This is a genomic window from Streptomyces sp. NPDC022910, from assembly GCF_055561075.1.
The window spans coordinates 1-16,872 of record NZ_JBVHHL010000058.1 but is presented as its reverse complement, the minus strand read 5'-3'; the positions used below and the strand labels follow the sequence as shown (position 1 = coordinate 16,872).

At 68.2% G+C, this 16,872-nt stretch carries 17 protein-coding genes and 3 pseudogenes; 10 read left to right on the top strand and 10 right to left on the bottom strand.

Annotated features, from left to right (window positions below; translation table 11 throughout):
* Positions 1 to 9 precede the first annotated feature (9 nt).
* The 3 genes from ACZ3TS_RS34735 to ACZ3TS_RS34725 all read right to left on the bottom strand — a co-directional run bounded on the left by ACZ3TS_RS34735 (position 10) and on the right by ACZ3TS_RS34725 (position 2,788).
* Positions 10 to 987, bottom strand: coding sequence for a metal ABC transporter solute-binding protein, Zn/Mn family (locus tag ACZ3TS_RS34735; protein ID WP_467625790.1), 978 nt, complete (start codon positions 985 to 987; stop codon positions 10 to 12).
* 313 nt (positions 988 to 1,300) lie between these two features.
* On the bottom strand, positions 1,301 to 1,693 hold the full coding sequence (locus ACZ3TS_RS34730) for an SCO5389 family protein (protein ID WP_467625789.1): 393 nt from the start codon (positions 1,691 to 1,693) through the stop codon (positions 1,301 to 1,303).
* Between the two features lie 135 nt (positions 1,694 to 1,828).
* Positions 1,829 to 2,788 carry an ATP-binding protein gene (locus tag ACZ3TS_RS34725; protein WP_467625787.1) on the bottom strand — a complete coding sequence of 320 codons (960 nt, stop codon included), beginning with the start codon at positions 2,786 to 2,788 and terminating at the stop codon, positions 1,829 to 1,831.
* Positions 2,789 to 2,955: 167 nt separating this feature from the next.
* Here ACZ3TS_RS34725 and ACZ3TS_RS34720 point away from each other — a divergent pair, with 167 nt between their 5' ends.
* Positions 2,956 to 3,336, top strand: coding sequence for a hypothetical protein (locus ACZ3TS_RS34720; RefSeq protein ID WP_467625786.1), 381 nt, complete (start codon positions 2,956 to 2,958; stop codon positions 3,334 to 3,336).
* Here the strand turns inward: ACZ3TS_RS34720 and ACZ3TS_RS34715 are convergent.
* Positions 3,329 to 3,696 (bottom strand): annotated as a pseudogene (locus ACZ3TS_RS34715) (ArsR/SmtB family transcription factor). The gene ACZ3TS_RS34720 and the pseudogene ACZ3TS_RS34715 overlap by 8 nt on opposite strands.
* A 104-nt stretch (positions 3,697 to 3,800) precedes the next feature.
* Between ACZ3TS_RS34715 and ACZ3TS_RS34710 the strand changes: the two are divergent.
* Positions 3,801 to 4,001: a hypothetical protein gene (locus ACZ3TS_RS34710; RefSeq protein WP_467625785.1), complete on the top strand. Its 201-nt coding sequence runs from the start codon at positions 3,801 to 3,803 to the stop codon at positions 3,999 to 4,001.
* Positions 4,002 to 4,262: 261 nt separating this feature from the next.
* On the opposite strand, the pseudogene ACZ3TS_RS34705 reads toward ACZ3TS_RS34710, so the two are convergent.
* Together ACZ3TS_RS34705 and ACZ3TS_RS34700 are read right to left on the bottom strand one after the other, a co-directional pair.
* A pseudogene (locus tag ACZ3TS_RS34705) lies at positions 4,263 to 4,574 on the bottom strand (GNAT family N-acetyltransferase); the annotation flags it as partial.
* Positions 4,575 to 4,790: 216 nt separating this feature from the next.
* On the bottom strand, positions 4,791 to 6,476 hold the full coding sequence (locus tag ACZ3TS_RS34700) for a ribonuclease J (RefSeq protein ID WP_467625784.1): 1,686 nt from the start codon (positions 6,474 to 6,476) through the stop codon (positions 4,791 to 4,793).
* 364 nt (positions 6,477 to 6,840) lie between these two features.
* Here ACZ3TS_RS34700 and ACZ3TS_RS34695 point away from each other — a divergent pair, with 364 nt between their 5' ends.
* The 5 genes from ACZ3TS_RS34695 to ACZ3TS_RS34675 all read left to right on the top strand — a co-directional run bounded on the left by ACZ3TS_RS34695 (position 6,841) and on the right by ACZ3TS_RS34675 (position 10,658).
* A complete protein-coding gene (locus tag ACZ3TS_RS34695) occupies positions 6,841 to 7,488 on the top strand; it encodes a transposase (protein ID WP_467625783.1) in 648 nt (215 codons plus the stop codon).
* A gap of 323 nt (positions 7,489 to 7,811) precedes the next feature.
* Positions 7,812 to 8,015, top strand: a complete 204-nt coding sequence (locus ACZ3TS_RS34690; protein WP_467625782.1) for a cold-shock protein — start codon at positions 7,812 to 7,814, stop codon at positions 8,013 to 8,015.
* A 339-nt stretch (positions 8,016 to 8,354) separates the two neighbouring features.
* The gene (locus ACZ3TS_RS34685) at positions 8,355 to 9,848 is read left to right on the top strand and encodes a DEAD/DEAH box helicase (RefSeq protein ID WP_467625781.1); all 1,494 of its coding nucleotides are present in this window, start codon (positions 8,355 to 8,357) and stop codon (positions 9,846 to 9,848) included.
* A 46-nt stretch (positions 9,849 to 9,894) separates the two neighbouring features.
* On the top strand, positions 9,895 to 10,299 hold the full coding sequence (locus ACZ3TS_RS34680; RefSeq protein ID WP_467625779.1) for a CBS domain-containing protein: 405 nt from the start codon (positions 9,895 to 9,897) through the stop codon (positions 10,297 to 10,299).
* Between the two features lie 50 nt (positions 10,300 to 10,349).
* Complete coding sequence (locus ACZ3TS_RS34675; RefSeq protein ID WP_467625778.1) at positions 10,350 to 10,658, top strand: SCO5918 family protein; 309 nt, start codon at positions 10,350 to 10,352, stop codon at positions 10,656 to 10,658.
* Between the two features lie 104 nt (positions 10,659 to 10,762).
* On the opposite strand, the gene ACZ3TS_RS34670 is transcribed toward ACZ3TS_RS34675, so the two are convergent.
* Positions 10,763 to 11,122 carry a hypothetical protein gene (locus ACZ3TS_RS34670; RefSeq protein WP_467625777.1) on the bottom strand — a complete coding sequence of 120 codons (360 nt, stop codon included), beginning with the start codon at positions 11,120 to 11,122 and terminating at the stop codon, positions 10,763 to 10,765.
* 46 nt (positions 11,123 to 11,168) lie between these two features.
* Positions 11,169 to 11,542 (bottom strand): annotated as a pseudogene (locus ACZ3TS_RS34665) (ATP-binding protein).
* 994 nt (positions 11,543 to 12,536) lie between these two features.
* Between ACZ3TS_RS34665 and ACZ3TS_RS34660 the strand changes: the two are divergent.
* Positions 12,537 to 12,875: a MerR family transcriptional regulator gene (locus tag ACZ3TS_RS34660; protein ID WP_031144137.1), complete on the top strand. Its 339-nt coding sequence runs from the start codon at positions 12,537 to 12,539 to the stop codon at positions 12,873 to 12,875.
* Positions 12,876 to 13,118: 243 nt separating this feature from the next.
* On the top strand, positions 13,119 to 13,322 hold the full coding sequence (locus ACZ3TS_RS34655) for a cold-shock protein (protein WP_467625775.1): 204 nt from the start codon (positions 13,119 to 13,121) through the stop codon (positions 13,320 to 13,322).
* Positions 13,323 to 13,736: 414 nt separating this feature from the next.
* On the opposite strand, the gene ACZ3TS_RS34650 is transcribed toward ACZ3TS_RS34655, so the two are convergent.
* Entirely contained in the window at positions 13,737 to 14,369 is a 633-nt protein-coding gene (locus ACZ3TS_RS34650) for an SCO2400 family protein (RefSeq protein WP_467625774.1), read from the bottom strand.
* A gap of 608 nt (positions 14,370 to 14,977) precedes the next feature.
* The gene (locus tag ACZ3TS_RS34645; RefSeq protein WP_467625773.1) at positions 14,978 to 15,331 is read right to left on the bottom strand and encodes a hypothetical protein; all 354 of its coding nucleotides are present in this window, start codon (positions 15,329 to 15,331) and stop codon (positions 14,978 to 14,980) included.
* A 273-nt stretch (positions 15,332 to 15,604) separates the two neighbouring features.
* Between ACZ3TS_RS34645 and ACZ3TS_RS34640 the strand changes: the two genes are divergently transcribed.
* Entirely contained in the window at positions 15,605 to 16,774 is a 1,170-nt protein-coding gene (locus tag ACZ3TS_RS34640; protein ID WP_467625772.1) for a protein kinase domain-containing protein, read from the top strand.
* The last annotated feature ends 98 nt before the right edge of the window (positions 16,775 to 16,872 follow it).

Below are 16,872 nucleotides of genomic sequence, written 5' to 3'. Positions count from 1 at the left end.
GACTTCAGTTCACTTCCCGGTGGCCTTGGCCAGGGCCTGCTCGATGCCCTGCAGCTGGGTGGTCTGCCACTGCTGGAAGGTGGTCCCGGCGGGGGTGAGGGTCTCGGTGACGGTGGCGACCGGGATGCCCTGGGCCTTGGTCTCCTTGACCTGTGCCTGCACGTCCGGTGTGGAGTTCTGGGAGTTGTAGACGTAGATCTTGATCTTCTTGTACTTGATCTGCTGGTCGATGGTGGCTTTGTCCTTGGCCGTGGGGTCGGAGCCCTCGCTCATCGCGTCTAGGAACGTCTCCGGGGTGAGCATCTTCAGCCCCAGGCCCTCGGCGAGCGGCGTGACGATGGACTCGGAAGCACCGATCGGCGTGCCCGCGTACTTCGCCTTGATGTCGGCGATGAGCTTGTTGTAGTCGGCGAGCGTCTTCGTCTCGAAGGTCTTCTTTTGCTGGTCGAAGTAGGCCGCGTCGGCCGGGTCGATCTTCTTGTAGTCGGCGGTGATCTTCTCGATGACCTGGTGGACGATGTCCGGGGAGTACCAACGGTGCGGGTTGCCGCCCGGCTTGATACCGACCAGGTCGCCGACCTTGAGCTGGGTGCGTCCGCTGCCGGGGTTGGCGGCGAGCAGTTTGTCGGCCCAGGCGTCGTAGCCGATGCCGTTGACGATCGTGTACTGGGCGCCGGCCACGGTGCGGGCGTCGGCGGCGGTCGGCTCGTAGTCGTGCGGGTCGGTGGCCGGATTGGTGATGATGCTGGTCACCTTGACGTGGCTGCCGCCGAGCTGGGAGGCGATGCTGCCCCAGAAGTTCTCGGCTGCCACCACCTGGATCGTTTTGCCCGAGCCGCTGTCGCCGCCGGTCGCGGCGGTGTTGCTGGTGTGCGAGGAGGAGGTCGAGCAGGCGGTCGCCGTTACGGCCGTCAGGGCGGCCGTCGCGGTGACCAGTGCGATCCTCGCGGTCGGCCGGGCGGAACGGGAGGCGGGGGCGGTGGACATGCGGGAGCTCCTTCGGGCGATGCCGGACGCGCGGCGGACACGCGCCGACCGTGTGGCGACATCTTCGACGCTAGATGGAAATGATTTTCAGATCCATGCCAGATGAAAACCGTTGCCATCTTTTGACCGTGCGTACGACTGCTCGGGGGCTGCGCACGTAGGGGGTGCGGCGGATGCCGCCGGGGCAAGCGTTGGCGGCCGTCGCTCACGAGGACCGGGTGTCCTGGTGGACGGCGGCCGCCGAGGGGACGAAGTGGCCGGCCTGACTGTCGAACGCCGGTTCCGGCAGTCGGCGGTCGCGACCGGCAGTGGTTCAGCAGTCCCGGAACTCCGGTGACTGGTTGAGGATCTGCGCCCGGAGCGAGGTGAAGCGGATGTGGGTCTCGCCGCCGCGTGCCTCGGGGTGGAAGGCGGCGACGCGGTGGCAGTTCTGGAAGGCGAGGGCGATGCCGAAGTGGCGTTCCAGGCTGGAGCGGATGGCGTCGCTGGACAGGGCGCGCAGGAGCTGGCCGCGCTCCTTCTCGGAGGGCGGCGGGGTCTGGTTGTCGGCGAACTCCGCCGTGCCGGACCGCAGTTCCTCGGCGAGGCGGGCGATGAGGTCGTAGGCGTACGGCAGGGAGGTGCGCACCGTTTCCATGAAGTCCTGCTCCCGTACCTCGCCGTTCTCGGCTTCGGCGAGCAGTTGCGGGGAGACGTCGAGTGACATGAAGGGCTGTCCTGTTCTGTGGTTCTTTTGGTGGAGGGGATGGGGTCAGTAGTCCGGAGGCCAAGCCCCACCCTGTTGGCCTGTAAATCGAAGGCGGATCGGGGTTCTCGACCTTGGACGCGATCTATTTACGAATCAGGCGGAGACGGTCAGGGCTGCGGGGCCGTGATGGAAGTCCGGGTCGACCTGGGCGGCGAGGTCCTGGCCGGTGGCCTCGTTGGCCCAGGCGGCGGCGTTGCGCAGGTGGAACTCCACGGCGTGCTTCTGGAAGGCCGCCCAGTCCTTGGGGCGGGCGTCCAGGGCCGCGCGCAGCAGGTCCAGGGTGCGGGTGTTGTGCGGCTCCAGCTCGCCATGGCCGCGGCCCTGTTCCTGGGCGCGTACATAGGAGGACTGCGCGAAGTGCGCCAGCAGATCGTCGCCGACGTGCTCCTTGAGGAAGAGCAGGTCGTCCTCGCCGGTGACCTTGTTGCCGACGACGGCGATGGGGATGCCGAACTCGGCCGCGTGGTCCCGGTACTGGCGGTACACGGAGACGCTCTTGCGGGTCGGTTCCACGACCAGGAAGGTCATGTCGAAGCGGGTGAACAGCCCGGAGGCGAAGGCGTCGGCGCCGGCGGTCATGTCGACGACGACGTACTCGCCGGGGCCGTCCACGAGATGGTTCAGGTACAACTCGACCGCGCCGAGCTTGGAGTGGTAGCACGCCACGCCGAGATCGCCGTCGTCGAAGGCACCGGTCACCATGAGCGGTACGCCGCCGACCTCCTGGACGTGGTGGCTGTGGATCTCATCGTCACCGAGCAGCCGCAGCAGCCGGGAGCCGCGTCCGGGCGGTGTCGTCTTGACCATCGCCTCGCGCGACGGGATCCGTGGGTTCGTGCCCCTCAGGCAGTCCTTGATCTCACCGGTGCGCGCGCTGAGCGGCGGCGCGGTGAAGACCTCCTCCTCGTCGAGGCCGAGGGCGTAGGCCAGGTGCTGGTTGATGTCGCCGTCGATCGCGACGACCGGCGCCCCCCAGTGCGCCAGGTGACGGGAGAAGAGGGCCGACAGGGTCGTCTTGCCGCTGCCGCCCTTGCCGACGAAGGCAACACGCATGGCTAGCCACTCCCTGTATTGAAAATGGATGTCATGAGCATAGGCTGGTGGTGCGGCTGGGTGCTGTCAAATCACCAGTGCCTCAACTTGCTGATCGATACGGCGTGTTGGGGTTCCCCCGGCGGCAAACAGGGGATCCCTTTCACCCATACGGAGGAGACGCGGAGATGAGCGATACCGCAGACGGCCGTCAGAGCCGCCCTTTCACCCTCGTGGTCTGCGGCTCATGCCGTGCCGCCGCGAGGGGGCGGGCGATGGACGGGCTACGCCGTGCGGTCCGGGAGTGCCCGCACGGGGTGATGGTCTCCACCGGTTGCCTCGAGAGGGTGCTGCACTGCCGCAGGGGCTGCGGGCTGCACGCCGCCGTGCAGCCGTGCGGGGTGGACCGCAGGCCCACTGGGGCCGTCGTACGCCTCGGCCCGCTGGTGACGGAAGCCGACGCCGAGGCGGTGGGGACCTGGCTGCGGGCTGGAATGCCCGCCGACGGCACATTGCCGGAGCGGCTCCGCGCCGCCCCGGCGCCCCAGCAGGTCGCCCACCTCAACTGACGGGCTGGTCGCGCACGCCGAGGCGCAGGTGCTCGATATGGTGGACGGCCTGGTCGAGGAGTTGGGCGACATGGTCGTCGTAGAGGCTGTAGACGATGCGCCGGCCGTCGCGGCGGCCGGTGACCAGGCCGAGGGCGCGCAACAGGCGCAGTTGGTGGGAGACGGCGGACTGTTCCATGCCGATGGCGGCGGCGAGTTCGCAGACGGGTACGGGCGTTGCCGCAGGGTGGTGAGGATCAGCAGGCGGGACGGTGTGGCGAGGGCCTGGAGCGTCGTGGCGACGGAGGCGGCGGTGGCCTCGTCGAGCCGGGCGGCCGCGAGGATGTCGCGGCCGCCGGCGTCGAGGTCATCGGCGTGCACGGGCGCGGGCCTCGCGCGGCGGGCGGATGAGCTGGAGCGCCAGGGCTGGCGGTGGTTCGGCGATGCCGGGTCCGCCCGCCTGCGCCCAGCGCAGCAGGTCGTCGGTGGTAGAGCCTCCCGCCGGTCTCGTCGCGTACGACGTCCACACCGCCGTCCGCCTCCTGCTCGCGCAGGGCGCGGTACACGGTGGTCAGGCCGATCGCGTGGTCGCCGACCACCAGAAGGCCGTACAACTCCTGGGCCGACACGAAGTCCTGGCAGCCCGCGAGCCGGCCGCAAGGTCCTGGTCGTGGGTGACGGCGTGAGCGATGCGACGGTGGCGGCGGCGTCCGGCCGCAGCTGGTCGGCGATGCCCAGAACCCCGGCCGGCGTGCCGTCGGCCACCACCAGGATCGCGGTACGCCCGCCGTCCTCCAACTCGGCGACGACGGCAGTGTGCGCGCCCTCGGCAACGGACAGCAGTCGGACGGGGGAGCTTGTCCAGCGCCACCGCGCCGGGCCCGCCACCTGGTCGTGCAGAACCTGGTCATCGCCGCGGTGTTCATCTCGCGCAAGGACGGGGTATTGGACGGCTGCTCGTCACGCACATGCAGTTCGAGGCCCGTGCCGCCGGGCTCCCACGAGTCAGAGACCTCGCCGTTGACGACGCAGTCTTCCCGCAACGTCCCTTCACGCACGAAGCCGAGCTTCTCCAGCACGCGGGCAGAAGCCACGTTGCGCGTATCGGTCTCAGCTTGGACGCGATTTAGGTCCAGCGTGTCGAATGCCCACCGCAGCAGAGCGCGCGCGGCCTCGGTCGCGTAGCCGTGGCCCCACGCTGCATCGTCGAAGCAGTAGCCCAGTGACGCGCTGCGGTAGTCCGGATTCCACCTGTTCAGGCTGATGCCGCCACTACTTCAGAGACCGTCCCCAAGGTGGGACAACCCCGGGTGAACTGCGGGGCTTTCGCGCCTCCAGTCCTCGGGACGTGTTCCCGATGACTCATCATGTGGAGCGCGTTGCCACCCCGGCCTCCCGGGGTGGCTGCTGACTCCCGTACCCGACCTTGATGCCCGCGGGCCGCGGAACCGGGGACCGTGCTGCCGGGCTGTGGCTCAGGCGTCGATGATGACGGGGATGATGAGGGGCTTGCGGCGGTGGGTGCGGAACGCCCAGTTCGCCACGGCGCGGGCGAGGAGTTGTTCGAGTTGGCGCGCGTCTCCGACGCCTTCCTCGGCCGCGGTGGCCAGGGTCTTCTCGATGACGGGGATAACCGGCTCGAAGGTGGTGTCGTCGTGGACGAAGCCGCGGGCCAGGAAGTCGGGGGCCTCGGCGAGGGCGCCGGTGTCTGCGTCGACGATCGCCACCACCGTGACCACGCCTTCGGCGGCGAGGGTGAGGCGGTCCTTGAGGGACGCTTCGGTGGCGCCGCCGACTTCCATGCCGTCCACGTAGACGTTGCCGGCGGGGACCTTGCCGGTGATGGATGCGCGCCCGTCGACGAGGTCGACGACGACGCCGTCCTCGGCGATGACGACCCGGTCGGGGTCGACGCCGGTACGGATGGCGAGGTCGCCGTTGGCTCGCAGGTGGCGCCATTCGCCGTGCACGGGCATGACGTTGCGGGGTTTGACGATGTTGTAGCAGTAGACGAGTTCGCCGGCGCTGGCGTGCCCGGAGACGTGCACCTTGGCGTTGCCCTTGTGGACCACGTGGGCGCCGAACCGGGTGAGTCCGTTGATCACCCGGTAGATGGCGTTCTCGTTGCCGGGGATGAGGGAGCTGGCGAGCAGGACGGTGTCGCCCTTGCCGATGCGGATCATGTGGTCGCGGTTGGCCATCCGTGACAGCGCGGCCATCGGTTCGCCCTGGGAGCCGGTGCTCACCAGAGTGATCTTGTGGTCCGGGAGCTTCTCCAGCTCCTTCGTGCTCACGACCAGACCGGAGGGGACCTTCAGGTAGCCCAGGTCGCGGGCGATGCCCATGTTGCGGACCATCGACCGGCCGACGAAGGCGACCTTGCGGCCGTGCTGGTGGGCGGCGTCCAGGACCTGCTGGATGCGGTGCACATGGCTGGCGAAGCTGGAGACGATGACCCGGCGCGGCGCGGTGCGCATCACCTGCTCGATCGCCGGATTCAGCTCACGCTCGGAGGTGGTGAAGCCGGGTACTTCGGCGTTGGTGGAGTCGGTGAGGAACAGGTCCACGCCCTCCTCGCCGAGGCGGGCGAAGGCGCGTAGATCAGTGATGCGGTCGTCGAGAGGGAACTGGTCCATCTTGAAGTCGCCGGTGTGCAGCACCATCCCGGCCCGGGTGCGGATCGCGACCGCGAGGCTGTCCGGGATGGAGTGGTTGACCGCCACGAACTCGCAGTCGAAGGGCCCGAAGCCGCGCCGGTCGCCCTCCCGCACCCGCACCGTGCGCGGGCGGATGCCGTGTTCCTTGAGCTTGGCGTCCAGGAACGCCAGCGTCAGCTTGGAGCCGACGACGGGAATGTCGGACCGCTCGCGCAGCAGGTACGGCACGCCGCCGATGTGGTCCTCGTGGCCGTGGGTGAGTACCACGGCGACGATGTCGTCCAGCCGGTCCCGGAGCGAGGTGAAGTCCGGCAGGATCACGTCCACGCCGGGCTGGGTCTCCTCGGGGAACAGCACGCCGCAGTCGACGATGAGCAGCTTGCTCGCATGCTCGAAGACGGTCATGTTGCGGCCGATCTCACCCAGACCGCCCAGGGCGACGACCCGCAACCCTTCTGCGGGAAGGGGCGGGGCGGCTTTGAGCTCGGGGTGCGGATGACTCATACGTTGACGTTACCCGGAGAGCGGGACGGGGTGATCCATTGCCTGCATGACCTCTTCTCCCCGACGGAGCGGGACATGCGCAGTGGGTGCCCCGGGACGATCGGATCACGCCGGTGGACGGCCCGGGCATGCATTCACGGCCGCTGAAGAAGCGAGGTTGAACGTGATGGCGACCTTCGCGATCCGTTGTGGTCGGCCAGAGTCGGATTCAGGGTGCTCTATGGGCTGGGCTTGAGCATGTTCTGCGGGCAGTGCCGACCCGAACCTGCGGGAAGAACTGGCCGGGCTGGGCAATGCAGAACTCTTCCGTACCTGCGCACGGTTCGCCGACGACAACAAGAGTGACGGGAACGGGGAAGAAGCGGTGCTGCAGGCCACCCGCATCACCCTGTGCCTGCTGGGCCAGCGCATCGGACAGCTCACCGAACAAATCCGGGATCTGGAAGACCGACTGGCCCGGATCGTGGAACACCACGCGCCGCAGCTGCTCACGGTGGTGGGTATCGGTCCGGACACGGCCGTCACTTTGCTGATCACGAGGGGGGAACGGAACCCGGAACGCCTGGGCAGTGAGGCGTCCTTCGCCGCGCTGTGCGGGGTCAGCCCTGTCGAGCGTTCCTCGGGGAGTCGGCAGTATCGTCGCCTCAACCGTGGCGGCGACCGGCAGGCCAACGCCGCCCTGCACGGATCGTGCAGACCCGCCTGCGCGTCGACCCGCGCACCCAGGGCTACTACGAACGCCGCATCAAGGAGGGCAAGACCCGACCCGAAATCGTCCGATGCCTCAAACGCTACGCTGCCCGGAAGTCTTCCACCTGGTCAGACCCACACAGCCATGCCCCCCCGTCATAGGGGCACAGCACGACTCCATCAAGGCTGCTGCGGTGATCACTGGCTCAACACATCACCGCCGACCACGCACGGGCTCGCCGGCGCCGAGCCGGTCGCTCGCGTTCGGCGGCGTCTCCTCGGAGACCTGCTTCCTGCACGGTCTCGGCGAGCTGGTCCATAGGGGAGCCTGCCCGCTCTTCCCGGAATACTGCAGGCTAGCGAATCAATATCTGTTCCCGTGAGGTGAGAGTTTGACGGACCATGCAGTGAGAGTTTTTGCCGCGATAAACTGAGTGGCATTAAGTAACGTGCGCAGGCCGTTCCGGCATGCTACTGTCGAGCTCAGTTGCAGTTGTGGTTACCAGAACTTCAAGTGCCCCCGCTCGGCTCCTGCCGGTGGGAGCACTTTTGTATTTCCGGTCACTTTCCGGGCGGGGTAATCATCGCGGCGACACGGCGTTCGCGCAGTGCGGATTCCGGGTATTGCCCCAAAGGAGATATGACATGGCCGCTGGCACTGTGAAGTGGTTCAACGCGGAAAAGGGCTTCGGCTTCATCGAGCAGGACGGTGGCGGCGCTGACGTGTTCGCCCACTACTCGAACATTGCCGCGCAGGGCTTCCGTGAGTTGCGCGAAGGCCAGAAGGTGACCTTCGACATCGCGCAGGGCCAGAAGGGCCCGACGGCCGAGAACATCGTTCCGGCCTGACGCTGACGCGCATCTTGTAGCTGGGGCCCGCATCCTTCGGGGTGCGGGCCTCAACTGCACGATCTCCGCAGCGGGTTTCACCCGCGGACGACGCGGAGGAATCCGCGGTCCTGCGACGCGGGGTTCCTCCTTCAGGATGCAGTCCCATCCTGAAGAGCTGCGCCGCAGTCGACCCGGATCTCAAGGTCCTCATCGCGTCACCCGTTTCAGTATCTGTGCCCCGGAGATTTCCGCCGGCCAGCTCTGCTTTATTTTGCCATCGGTTCATACATGTAATTCTCCATGCCGCTCATTGCTGCGGGGATTCCTTGATATGTGCCACATCGAGGAAGGTTCCGCATGAACCGCACGCTTACGAACGACCGCTCCGCCCGCTCCCGTAATAGCAGTTCCGACGCCGGAAAGGGCGCCAGCCGCTTCGGCTCGCAGGCACCGCGCCGTTCCGGCGGGGCCGCCCGTTCCGGCGGTTACGGCCGCCGGCCCGCCGCAGTGCAGGGGGAGTTCGCGCTGCCCAGGACGATCACTCCCGCGCTGCCCGCCGTCGAGGCGTTCGCCGATCTCGACATGCCCGAGCAGCTGCTGGCCGAACTCGGCAGGCAGGGGGTGACCGCACCGTTCCCGATCCAGGGAGCGACGCTGCCGAACTCCCTGGCGGGACGTGACGTCCTGGGCCGCGGGCGCACCGGTTCCGGCAAGACCCTCGCCTTCGGCCTCGCTCTGCTCGCCCGCACCGCTGGACAGCGTGCTGAGCCCCGCCAGCCGCTGGGATTGATCCTCGTACCGACGCGTGAGCTGGCGCAGCAGGTGACCGACGCGCTCACGCCGTACGCCTGTTCCGACAAGCTGCGGCTGGCCACGGTGGTGGGCGGGATGTCGATCGGCCGGCAGGCCGGCGCGCTGCGCGGCGGGGCCGAGGTCGTCGTCGCGACGCCCGGACGGCTCAAGGACCTCATCGACCGTGGCGACTGCCGGCTGAACCACGTGGGCATCACGGTCCTGGACGAGGCCGACCAGATGGCTGACATGGGTTTCATGCCGCAGGTCACCGCGCTGCTCGACCAGGTGCGTCCGGAGGGGCAGCGGATGCTGTTCTCCGCCACCTTGGACCGTAACGTCGACCTGCTGGTGCGCCGCTATCTGACCGACCCCGTCGTGCATTCGGTCGACCCGTCGGCCGGTGCGGTCACGACGATGGAGCACCACGTCCTGCACGTCCACGGCGCCGACAAGCACGCCGCCACGACCGAGATCGCCGCCCGCGACGGCCGCGTGATCATGTTCCTGGACACCAAGCACGCCGTCGACCGGCTGACCCAGGACCTGCTCAACAGCGGGGTACGGGCTGCCGCGCTTCACGGCGGCAAGTCGCAGCCGCAGCGCACCCGCACGCTGGCGCAGTTCAAGACGGGGCACGTCACCGTGCTGGTGGCGACCAACGTCGCGGCGCGCGGCATCCACGTCGACAACCTCGACCTCGTCGTCAACGTCGATCCGCCGACCGACCACAAGGACTACCTCCACCGCGGCGGCCGTACCGCCCGCGCCGGCGAGTCCGGCAGTGTCGTCACCCTCGTCACACCGAACCAGCGCCGCGGCATGGTCCGCCTCATGTCGGACGCCGGAATCCGGCCACAGACCACCCAGATCCGCTCGGGCGACGAGGCCCTGAGCCGGATCACCGGTGCCCAGGCCCCGTCCGGCATCCCGGTCGTCATCACCGCTCCGGTGGTCGAACGCCCCAAGCGCAGTTCCTCCTCCCGAGGCCGACGCCGCCCCGCTTCGGCGACCCGGCGCACCCCCGTACACAAGTCCGTCTTCGACGCGGCGGCCTAGAACCTTCGTGATCAGGAAGTCGGCCCGTCTCTGCAGGAGGCATCTTTTGACGCTGGTTCAGACGCAAGCCCGCCCGGCGGACGCCAACCCCCCGCGCAGGACGGTGGCTGAGGTCATGGACGCGGCCGGACCGCAGGTCTGTGACGATATGAGCGTCGAGGTGGCGCTGGCCGTCATGGCCGCCGCCCGCACGGGCCGACTGGCCGTCTGCGACCAGGACGACCAGCGCATTGGCCTGGTGACCCGAATCGACCTCACCGCAGTCCGCGACAGCTCCTACTACACGGACCGCGTCCGCCTGCGCGACATCCTCGGCGACCACGGCTCGTTCACCTCACCTGCGACCACGATGGCCGAAGCCGAGCACGCGATCCGCACCCGTCGGCTCGGTGCCCTGCCGGTCGTCGACGAGCAAGGCAGCGCCCCGGGCATCCTCGCCCTCTCCCGCTGAAACGCCTCACCCCTGGTCGGACCGTTCTCCCCTTCTCCTTGTGAGGCCACATGCGCTGCGTCATCGCCCGCTTCCCCTTCGAGCTCACCAAGGGGGGCGTGCTGGAATCGATGAAGGGCATCAAGCCCGAACCGGTCACCGGCGAATCCGTGACCATCGGCCGTCGTCACTATCCCGTCAAGCAGGTCGGCCAGGTCATCACCCGCCAGGACCGCCGTGACTTCAGCGCCGCCGAAGTCCTCCGGGCCATGGCTCAGCTCGGCTTCACCTGCCGCGCGCTCCCCAAGGCCGCGCCTCTGGGCATCCGCGGCTCGCTGCAGCACGCCTCCGCGATGCTCGGCACCCCCGTCACGGTCTGACCGGGTAAACAGGCACGAGCCGACACCTGACCAGCAGTGTGGGCCCGACCGGTAACCGGTCGGGCCCACACTGCTGGTCAGCGGGTTGCCGTCGCAGTGATTGTTCAGCGGTCGGAATAGCTGAAGTCGCCCACGGTCCAGGCGCTGACGTCCTCGATCGCAACCCGGTACATCCCGCCCGTCTCCGGGATCCCGACCGTGCCCTGCAGGATCCGGGCGACATGGAAGTGCAGATGCGTGGGCGGCCCGTCCTTCTTCGCAGGGGTGTCGAAGACGGCGGCGAACTCGCCCAAGCGGTCCGAGTCCGTCAGTACCTCCGAGACCCTCTGTCGCCACACTGCTTCGGGAGCCAGCCGACCGGTGATGACAGCACCACCGGTGACCACGGTCAGGGACATCTGGTTGCTCTGGCCGGACTCCACCAGGGCGGCGACGTCAACCAGCAGTTTGTCAGGCTTCGACACGAGGCAGATTATATTCACCGGCCATCCGGCTGCTTGAGCGGTGACGCTACCGGGCAACGCAGGCGCTCACGGTCTTGCCGCCGGATGCCCGGCGGGTGACCGTCGTGGCGTGGGCGAGGCGGTTGACCATGGGCCAGCCGAAGCCCCCGATGCCGCCGTTCAGGTCGGGGGTGCGCGTGCGCGGCGCATGCCGACTGCCGTCGTGGACGGTCACCTCGATGGCGTCGTGGTGCGCAGTCAGTTCCAGTGTGCAGCGGCCCCGCCGTGGCACAGGGCATTGGTGACGAGTTCGGACACGACCAAGACCACAGTGTCCGCTGCGTCAGGGGCCAAGGCCGGCTGCCGCAAAGCTTCGAGGAAGGCCCGTGCCGTATCGCGTGCGTCGGCAACGGCCGTTGTGGAACGACGGCTGCTGCGCAGGCAATCATCGTGATCATCGGGTCACCCTGGTCTCTGGATCGCCCATGCCCTGCCCGTGCCTACCCAACCAGAGATGTCCAGTGTTGTCCGGTGCCCGCCGACGGCAGCCGCGGCGCAGTCGGCGACATCACGCTCAGCCCGACGTGCTGTGCGGCGGTCGGTCACTCCTGGCGCCGGACTGAGCCTCGGAGCTGCTTGAACCATCCATGGACCGGTCGAGGCAGACCGGTCGAGGCGGATTACCTCATCTTCGAGCGCGCGGAAATCTATGCCGGCTGGAGTAGACATTGGGTTGTGGTGTGGCTATGGTTTCTCTCGTAGCCGAGATCGAGGGAGGCCCGGCAGAGATGAACTGCCGGGCAGTAGTACAGCAGTTGCAGTTTGCAGGGCGGTGCGGTGGTGGAGTTCCGAAGCCAGAGCGGTTGCAGGACGGTGACGGGACTGACGACCGGACCGGGTGGCCCGCACTGATCAGGGGCCGCCATGAGCAGTACCGCAGTGGCAGTACCCGTAAGTGAAGGTTCGCAGTACCCAGCAGTGAAGTCAGTGAGCAGTACCTCGGTGAAGGCGTCGGCTGCGGGCGCGCGCACCGGGAGGTTCGGCAGTGGGGTTCTAAGCCAGGGCAGACGCAGGATGGGCGACGGGGCTGGCTGCCGAAGAGTGGCGCTGTTCGAGGCCACCAGCAGTTCGCAGTACCAGCAGTACGCAGTTCCCGTAAGTGAGTAGTTGATCAAAGAGGGAAGAACGGAGGAGCCGAGCGCCATCAGGATCGCCCGGGCGGAAGTCTTGGACCCGGGTACCGCAGGACATCGATAGTGAGGTGGTCTCCGGTCAAGCAACCGCGATCCCCGCGCCCCCGACAGCATCTCGGTCGGGTCTGCGGAAACAGATGGCCGGTGCAGTATCAGGGCTGGCAGATGGTGTAGTAGTTCCTTCGGGGCCCTGGTGCCAGTACGGCGCCAGGGCCCCTCCACGCGTTCCACAGAGAGGTGCAATGACAGCAGACGACACGTTCGGCCGTCTCGATGACGACGACTACCCCGCCTACACCATGGGCCGGGCCGCCGAGATGCTCGGCACCACACAGGGCTTCCTCCGCGCCATCGGCGAAGCCCGCCTCATCACCCCACTCCGCTCCGCAGGCGGCCACCGCCGCTACTCCCGCTACCAGTTGCGCATCGCCGCCCGCGCCCGGGAACTCGTCGACCACGGGACCCCCATCGAGGCCGCCTGCCGGATCGTCATCCTCGAAGACCAGCTCGAGGAAGCCCAGCGCCTCAACGCCGAATATCGTCGTGCCGCCGAATCAGCGAATCCAACGGCAGCAGCATGAGATGAGCGTGCCTGTCAGCGTCGGCGGGCACCGCACGCACGGTCTCGGTGTGCGGCGTGATCGTTTCCTGTGGTGACGCGGTGTGTGGGCGTGTAGCGTCTGCGTCAGCTGTCGTGGTTCGGAATTCCCTCTTGCCCGCGCCTCTGGTGTGGGCGTTTTGCTGTGCTGTGCCGCAGGGACCAGGGCGATCACCTCCGCCTCTCACATGGAGTGCGAGGCGTTCATCGACTGGAAGGCACGACCATGGCTACGGGTACTGTGAAGTGGTTCAACGCGGAGAAGGGCTTCGGTTTCATCGCCCAGGACGGCGGCGGCCCGGATGTCTTCGCGCACTACTCCGCGATCCACTCCACAGGCTTTCGTGAGCTCCAGGAGGGTCAGGCCGTGACGTTCGACATCACCCAGGGCCAGAAGGGTCCGCAGGCCGAGAACATCAACCTGGCCTGACCTCGCAGAACTGCCCGCGGGATCGCGCACACCGCGTCCGGTGGCCTCCGCCCGTGCGGGCCCTGCCGCCGACCCGGACGAAGGCGCCTGCTCTCGTGCCGGGGGCACAGATCAGGGGCCGCGCAGCAATGGCTGCGCGGCCCCTGATCTGTGGAGGCCCGAGGCCGGTGCGACTGCGGCCCGGAACTTCCTGACCTCAGTCGCTGCAAGCGTCGTCGGGTACGGGAGCCGCATGTCCTGCGCGGCTGCCGTGCAGCTTGGTTACGGTGCAGAAGGACCTGGAATTCGTAGCGGGGACTCATGGGCTCTGCGTCCTCTCCCTTCCGTCGACCGGGGCCGTTGCTCACGGGCTGACACACGGCTCGCGAACTCCGCTCCCTCGTCCCGCCCGGGAACGGCCGGGTGCAGGCGTGGTCAGCCGAGGCACAACCCGAGCAGGCAGACCTCCGTCGGCGACGTCGACGCCCGTGAAGGGCTGGTGGTCTGGGACGCGTTCGGCTTCGTGCCGTCGCCTGTCGCGGGCGCCGGTTGCTGTTGCGCCGTCGTACCGGAGCGGTCGGAGGTCGTGTCGCTGGCGGCCGGGGCGGTGCTCTGCGGCTGCGGGGTCGCCGTCGCGGCCGGGCGGCCAGGAGCTACGGCGTCCGGCCGGGCGACGGGTGACGTCGCGCGGGACGGTGCCGCGAGGGACTGCTGCCGCGGCGCGTTGGTCGTCATTGGAAGCTGTGGCTGGGAAGCGGCGCGTGACGGCTGGTGGATGTGCTGAGCGGTCCCCGGTGCGGCAGCCGGTCGGTTCTGCTCGGGCGTCTGCTCCTGCCCGGCACCTGCCCTCGGGTCGTCCGGCGCCGTGGCCGCCTGCACCCGGTCCGTGGCGTGCCGGTCCATCATGGCGATGCTGAGGCCGCCTCCGACGAGTGCGACAGCGCTCGCGACCGCTGCCCGGCGCTTGTTCTTCCTCCAGCGGGCCAGTCGGCGACGGCGTGCCGCACGCCCCTGCCGCGCGGGCGGCAGGGGCTCGGCATCGGCGGCGACGCGCGGGGCCACGTCCATGGCAGTGCTGGACTCCGCCTCGCCATCCGGGAGGCTGTCTTGTCACGTGACGGAGGCCGCAGGGCCCCGGTGGGCCCTTGTGGCCGGTCCGGCGCTCGTCATCGCCGGGGGGCCGAGCCGCTGTGGCCGTCGGCGGCGGGCGGGGCGATGTCCGGGGCGTAGGCGCCGCACCCGGGGTACACCAGTGCGCCGTTGAGGTGCCGACGGCATGAGGAACATTAATCCATCTGCGGTTTTCCGGTCTTCCTGGTTCGACGTGGCGTCGGCCGGCCTGGGCCACGGCTTGGGCCTTGGGTGAGGACAGGGACATGCGGACGTACCCGCGCCGAGGCTCACCGCTACGGCGGCGACCCGCGCCACTCCGGCTGACCAGCCGCAGCGGCTCCGGTGCTGCCGTCCCAATGACGGGCTTGCTGACCCGCGTCCCGTCCGGGCAGCAATTGCGCTGCCTTGTGGTTTGTGTGTTCCGCGGCGCGTTGAGCTTCGGCGACGACGTCACCCCGCTCGCGTATCAGGTCCTCATAGATCGGCGGGTGATCGTTCTCCGTTGAGCTGTGTGTCATGGTCGGCTCACTCTCATGGCGATCGATAAAGCGGCCGGTCCACTCTCAGGCTCGGTTGAGCCGCGCAGCGATCCCGTGGCCGATCAGCAAATAGATGGCGGCCGGTAGGCCGTAGTTGAGGACAACGCGCAGCCACTCTGTGTCCATCGTGAAAATGTCCTGTGACCACCAGGACAGCCAGCCCGCCGTGCCCCGCACGAATTCGACGAACACGTTCCCGCGGTTCGCGTCGAGCAGGAACAACAGGATCCACAGGCCCAGCAGGCCCGCCGCAATGTCGGCGATCGTGCAGATCGTGATGGCCGTACGCCGTGTGGTGGCCTGACGGTGCAGAGAGCGGTCCGAACCCGGCGGCTCGTTGTATGCCTGGTATCCGGGAACCGGGTCGATGTTTCTCACAGGAATATCCGATCTGACGTAGTGCCGTGTCTTCGCGCTCGCGCCAGGGCACCCAGATTCCGCCGGTCGGTACCCCGCTTCTCCCTACTTCTGCGTTCCGCATGCACCGCAGCGTTACACCGACGTCTGGGATGTCCCGAATGTGTCCGCCTATATAGACACGTGCCTGCATGTTCGTACGCCAGGGCAATTTTCCGGACGGAATGGAGGAGTGTGATTCGGGTGCCGTCGCAGTCCCCGGCCGCCGGTATTCGCGTATTTCATGACCAAGTCATGAAGAAGTTCAGGGGCATTCCTTCACACGGTTGTCGGTCTCGCAACCATTCCCAACTGCTGCATGCCGCAGAGGCGGAGGACGCCGAGCGATTCCGCCTGGAAGCGCAGATCGCGGCCCGGCTCAACCACCCCAACGTCGTGGGCCTGTACGACTTCGGCTCGCACCATGACCAGCCCCACCTGGTCATGGAACTCGTCGACGGCTGGAACCTGGCCCAGGAACGCTCCCTGCGCGGCGCGCTGGCCCCGGCCGAGGCGGCAGCCATCGCGGCCCAGGCGGCTGCCGGCCTCTGTGCGGCACACCAGCAGGGGGTGGTCCACCGGGACGTCAAACCCGCCAACGTGATGTTGACCACCGACCGCACGGTGAAGATCACCGACTTCGGCATCGCACGCTTCGCCGAGCAGGCCGCCAGCGGCCTGACCGCCACAGGCAAGATCATCGGCACTGCCGACTACCTGGCTCCGGAACGTGCGTTGGGCCGTCCCGCGCAGACCGCGTCCGACGTCTACTCCCTCGGATGCGTCCTGTACGAACTGCTCACCGGGCGGCCTCCGTTCAGCGGAGCCACGTCACTGGCCGTGGTCCAGCAGCACGTCGGTGCCACACCGGCACCGCCCGACCGTCTGCGCCCCGGCATACCGCAGCCGCTCTCGGACTACGTGCTGCATATGCTCGCGAAGGACCCGTCCCACCGGCCCACCGCCGAGCAGGCAGCCGCCTGGCTGGCCACGCAGAGCGGGACACCACGACCGGCCGAGCTCGATGGCACCACCCTCATGCCCACCACGGCAATTCCATCGTCTCCGGCCCCGCACGCCGGTGAATCCCGCGTCGGCACGCACTCCCGCCCCAACGGTCGCCGCAAACTGGCCTCCAAAGCCGTTCTCGCCGGCTTCGGCCTCGCGCTGTTCGCCGGGGCCACGGCCCTCGGCGCCTCGCTCAATTCCGGCGCCACGGCACCTACGTCTCCGGCCTCTCCCTCACCCACCCACATCGCACCAGCACCCGCCGGTCGGACCTCGGCATCGACGCCATCGCCTGCCCCTCCGTCCGCCAGGACGTCACCCAGGCCGGAGCGCGGCGGCGACAAGGGCGGTGAGTGGTCGGGCAAGTACGACGAAGGGAAAGGAGGAAAAGAACGGCAACGGCACTCCGAAGACTGAGCCTCTCGGCGACGGGTGAAAACGGACCGCTGATCGGCGGATGAACGGTGACCCACTTCGCGATCTTCTGATCATCCTGATCTTCTTCGAGGGTCAGG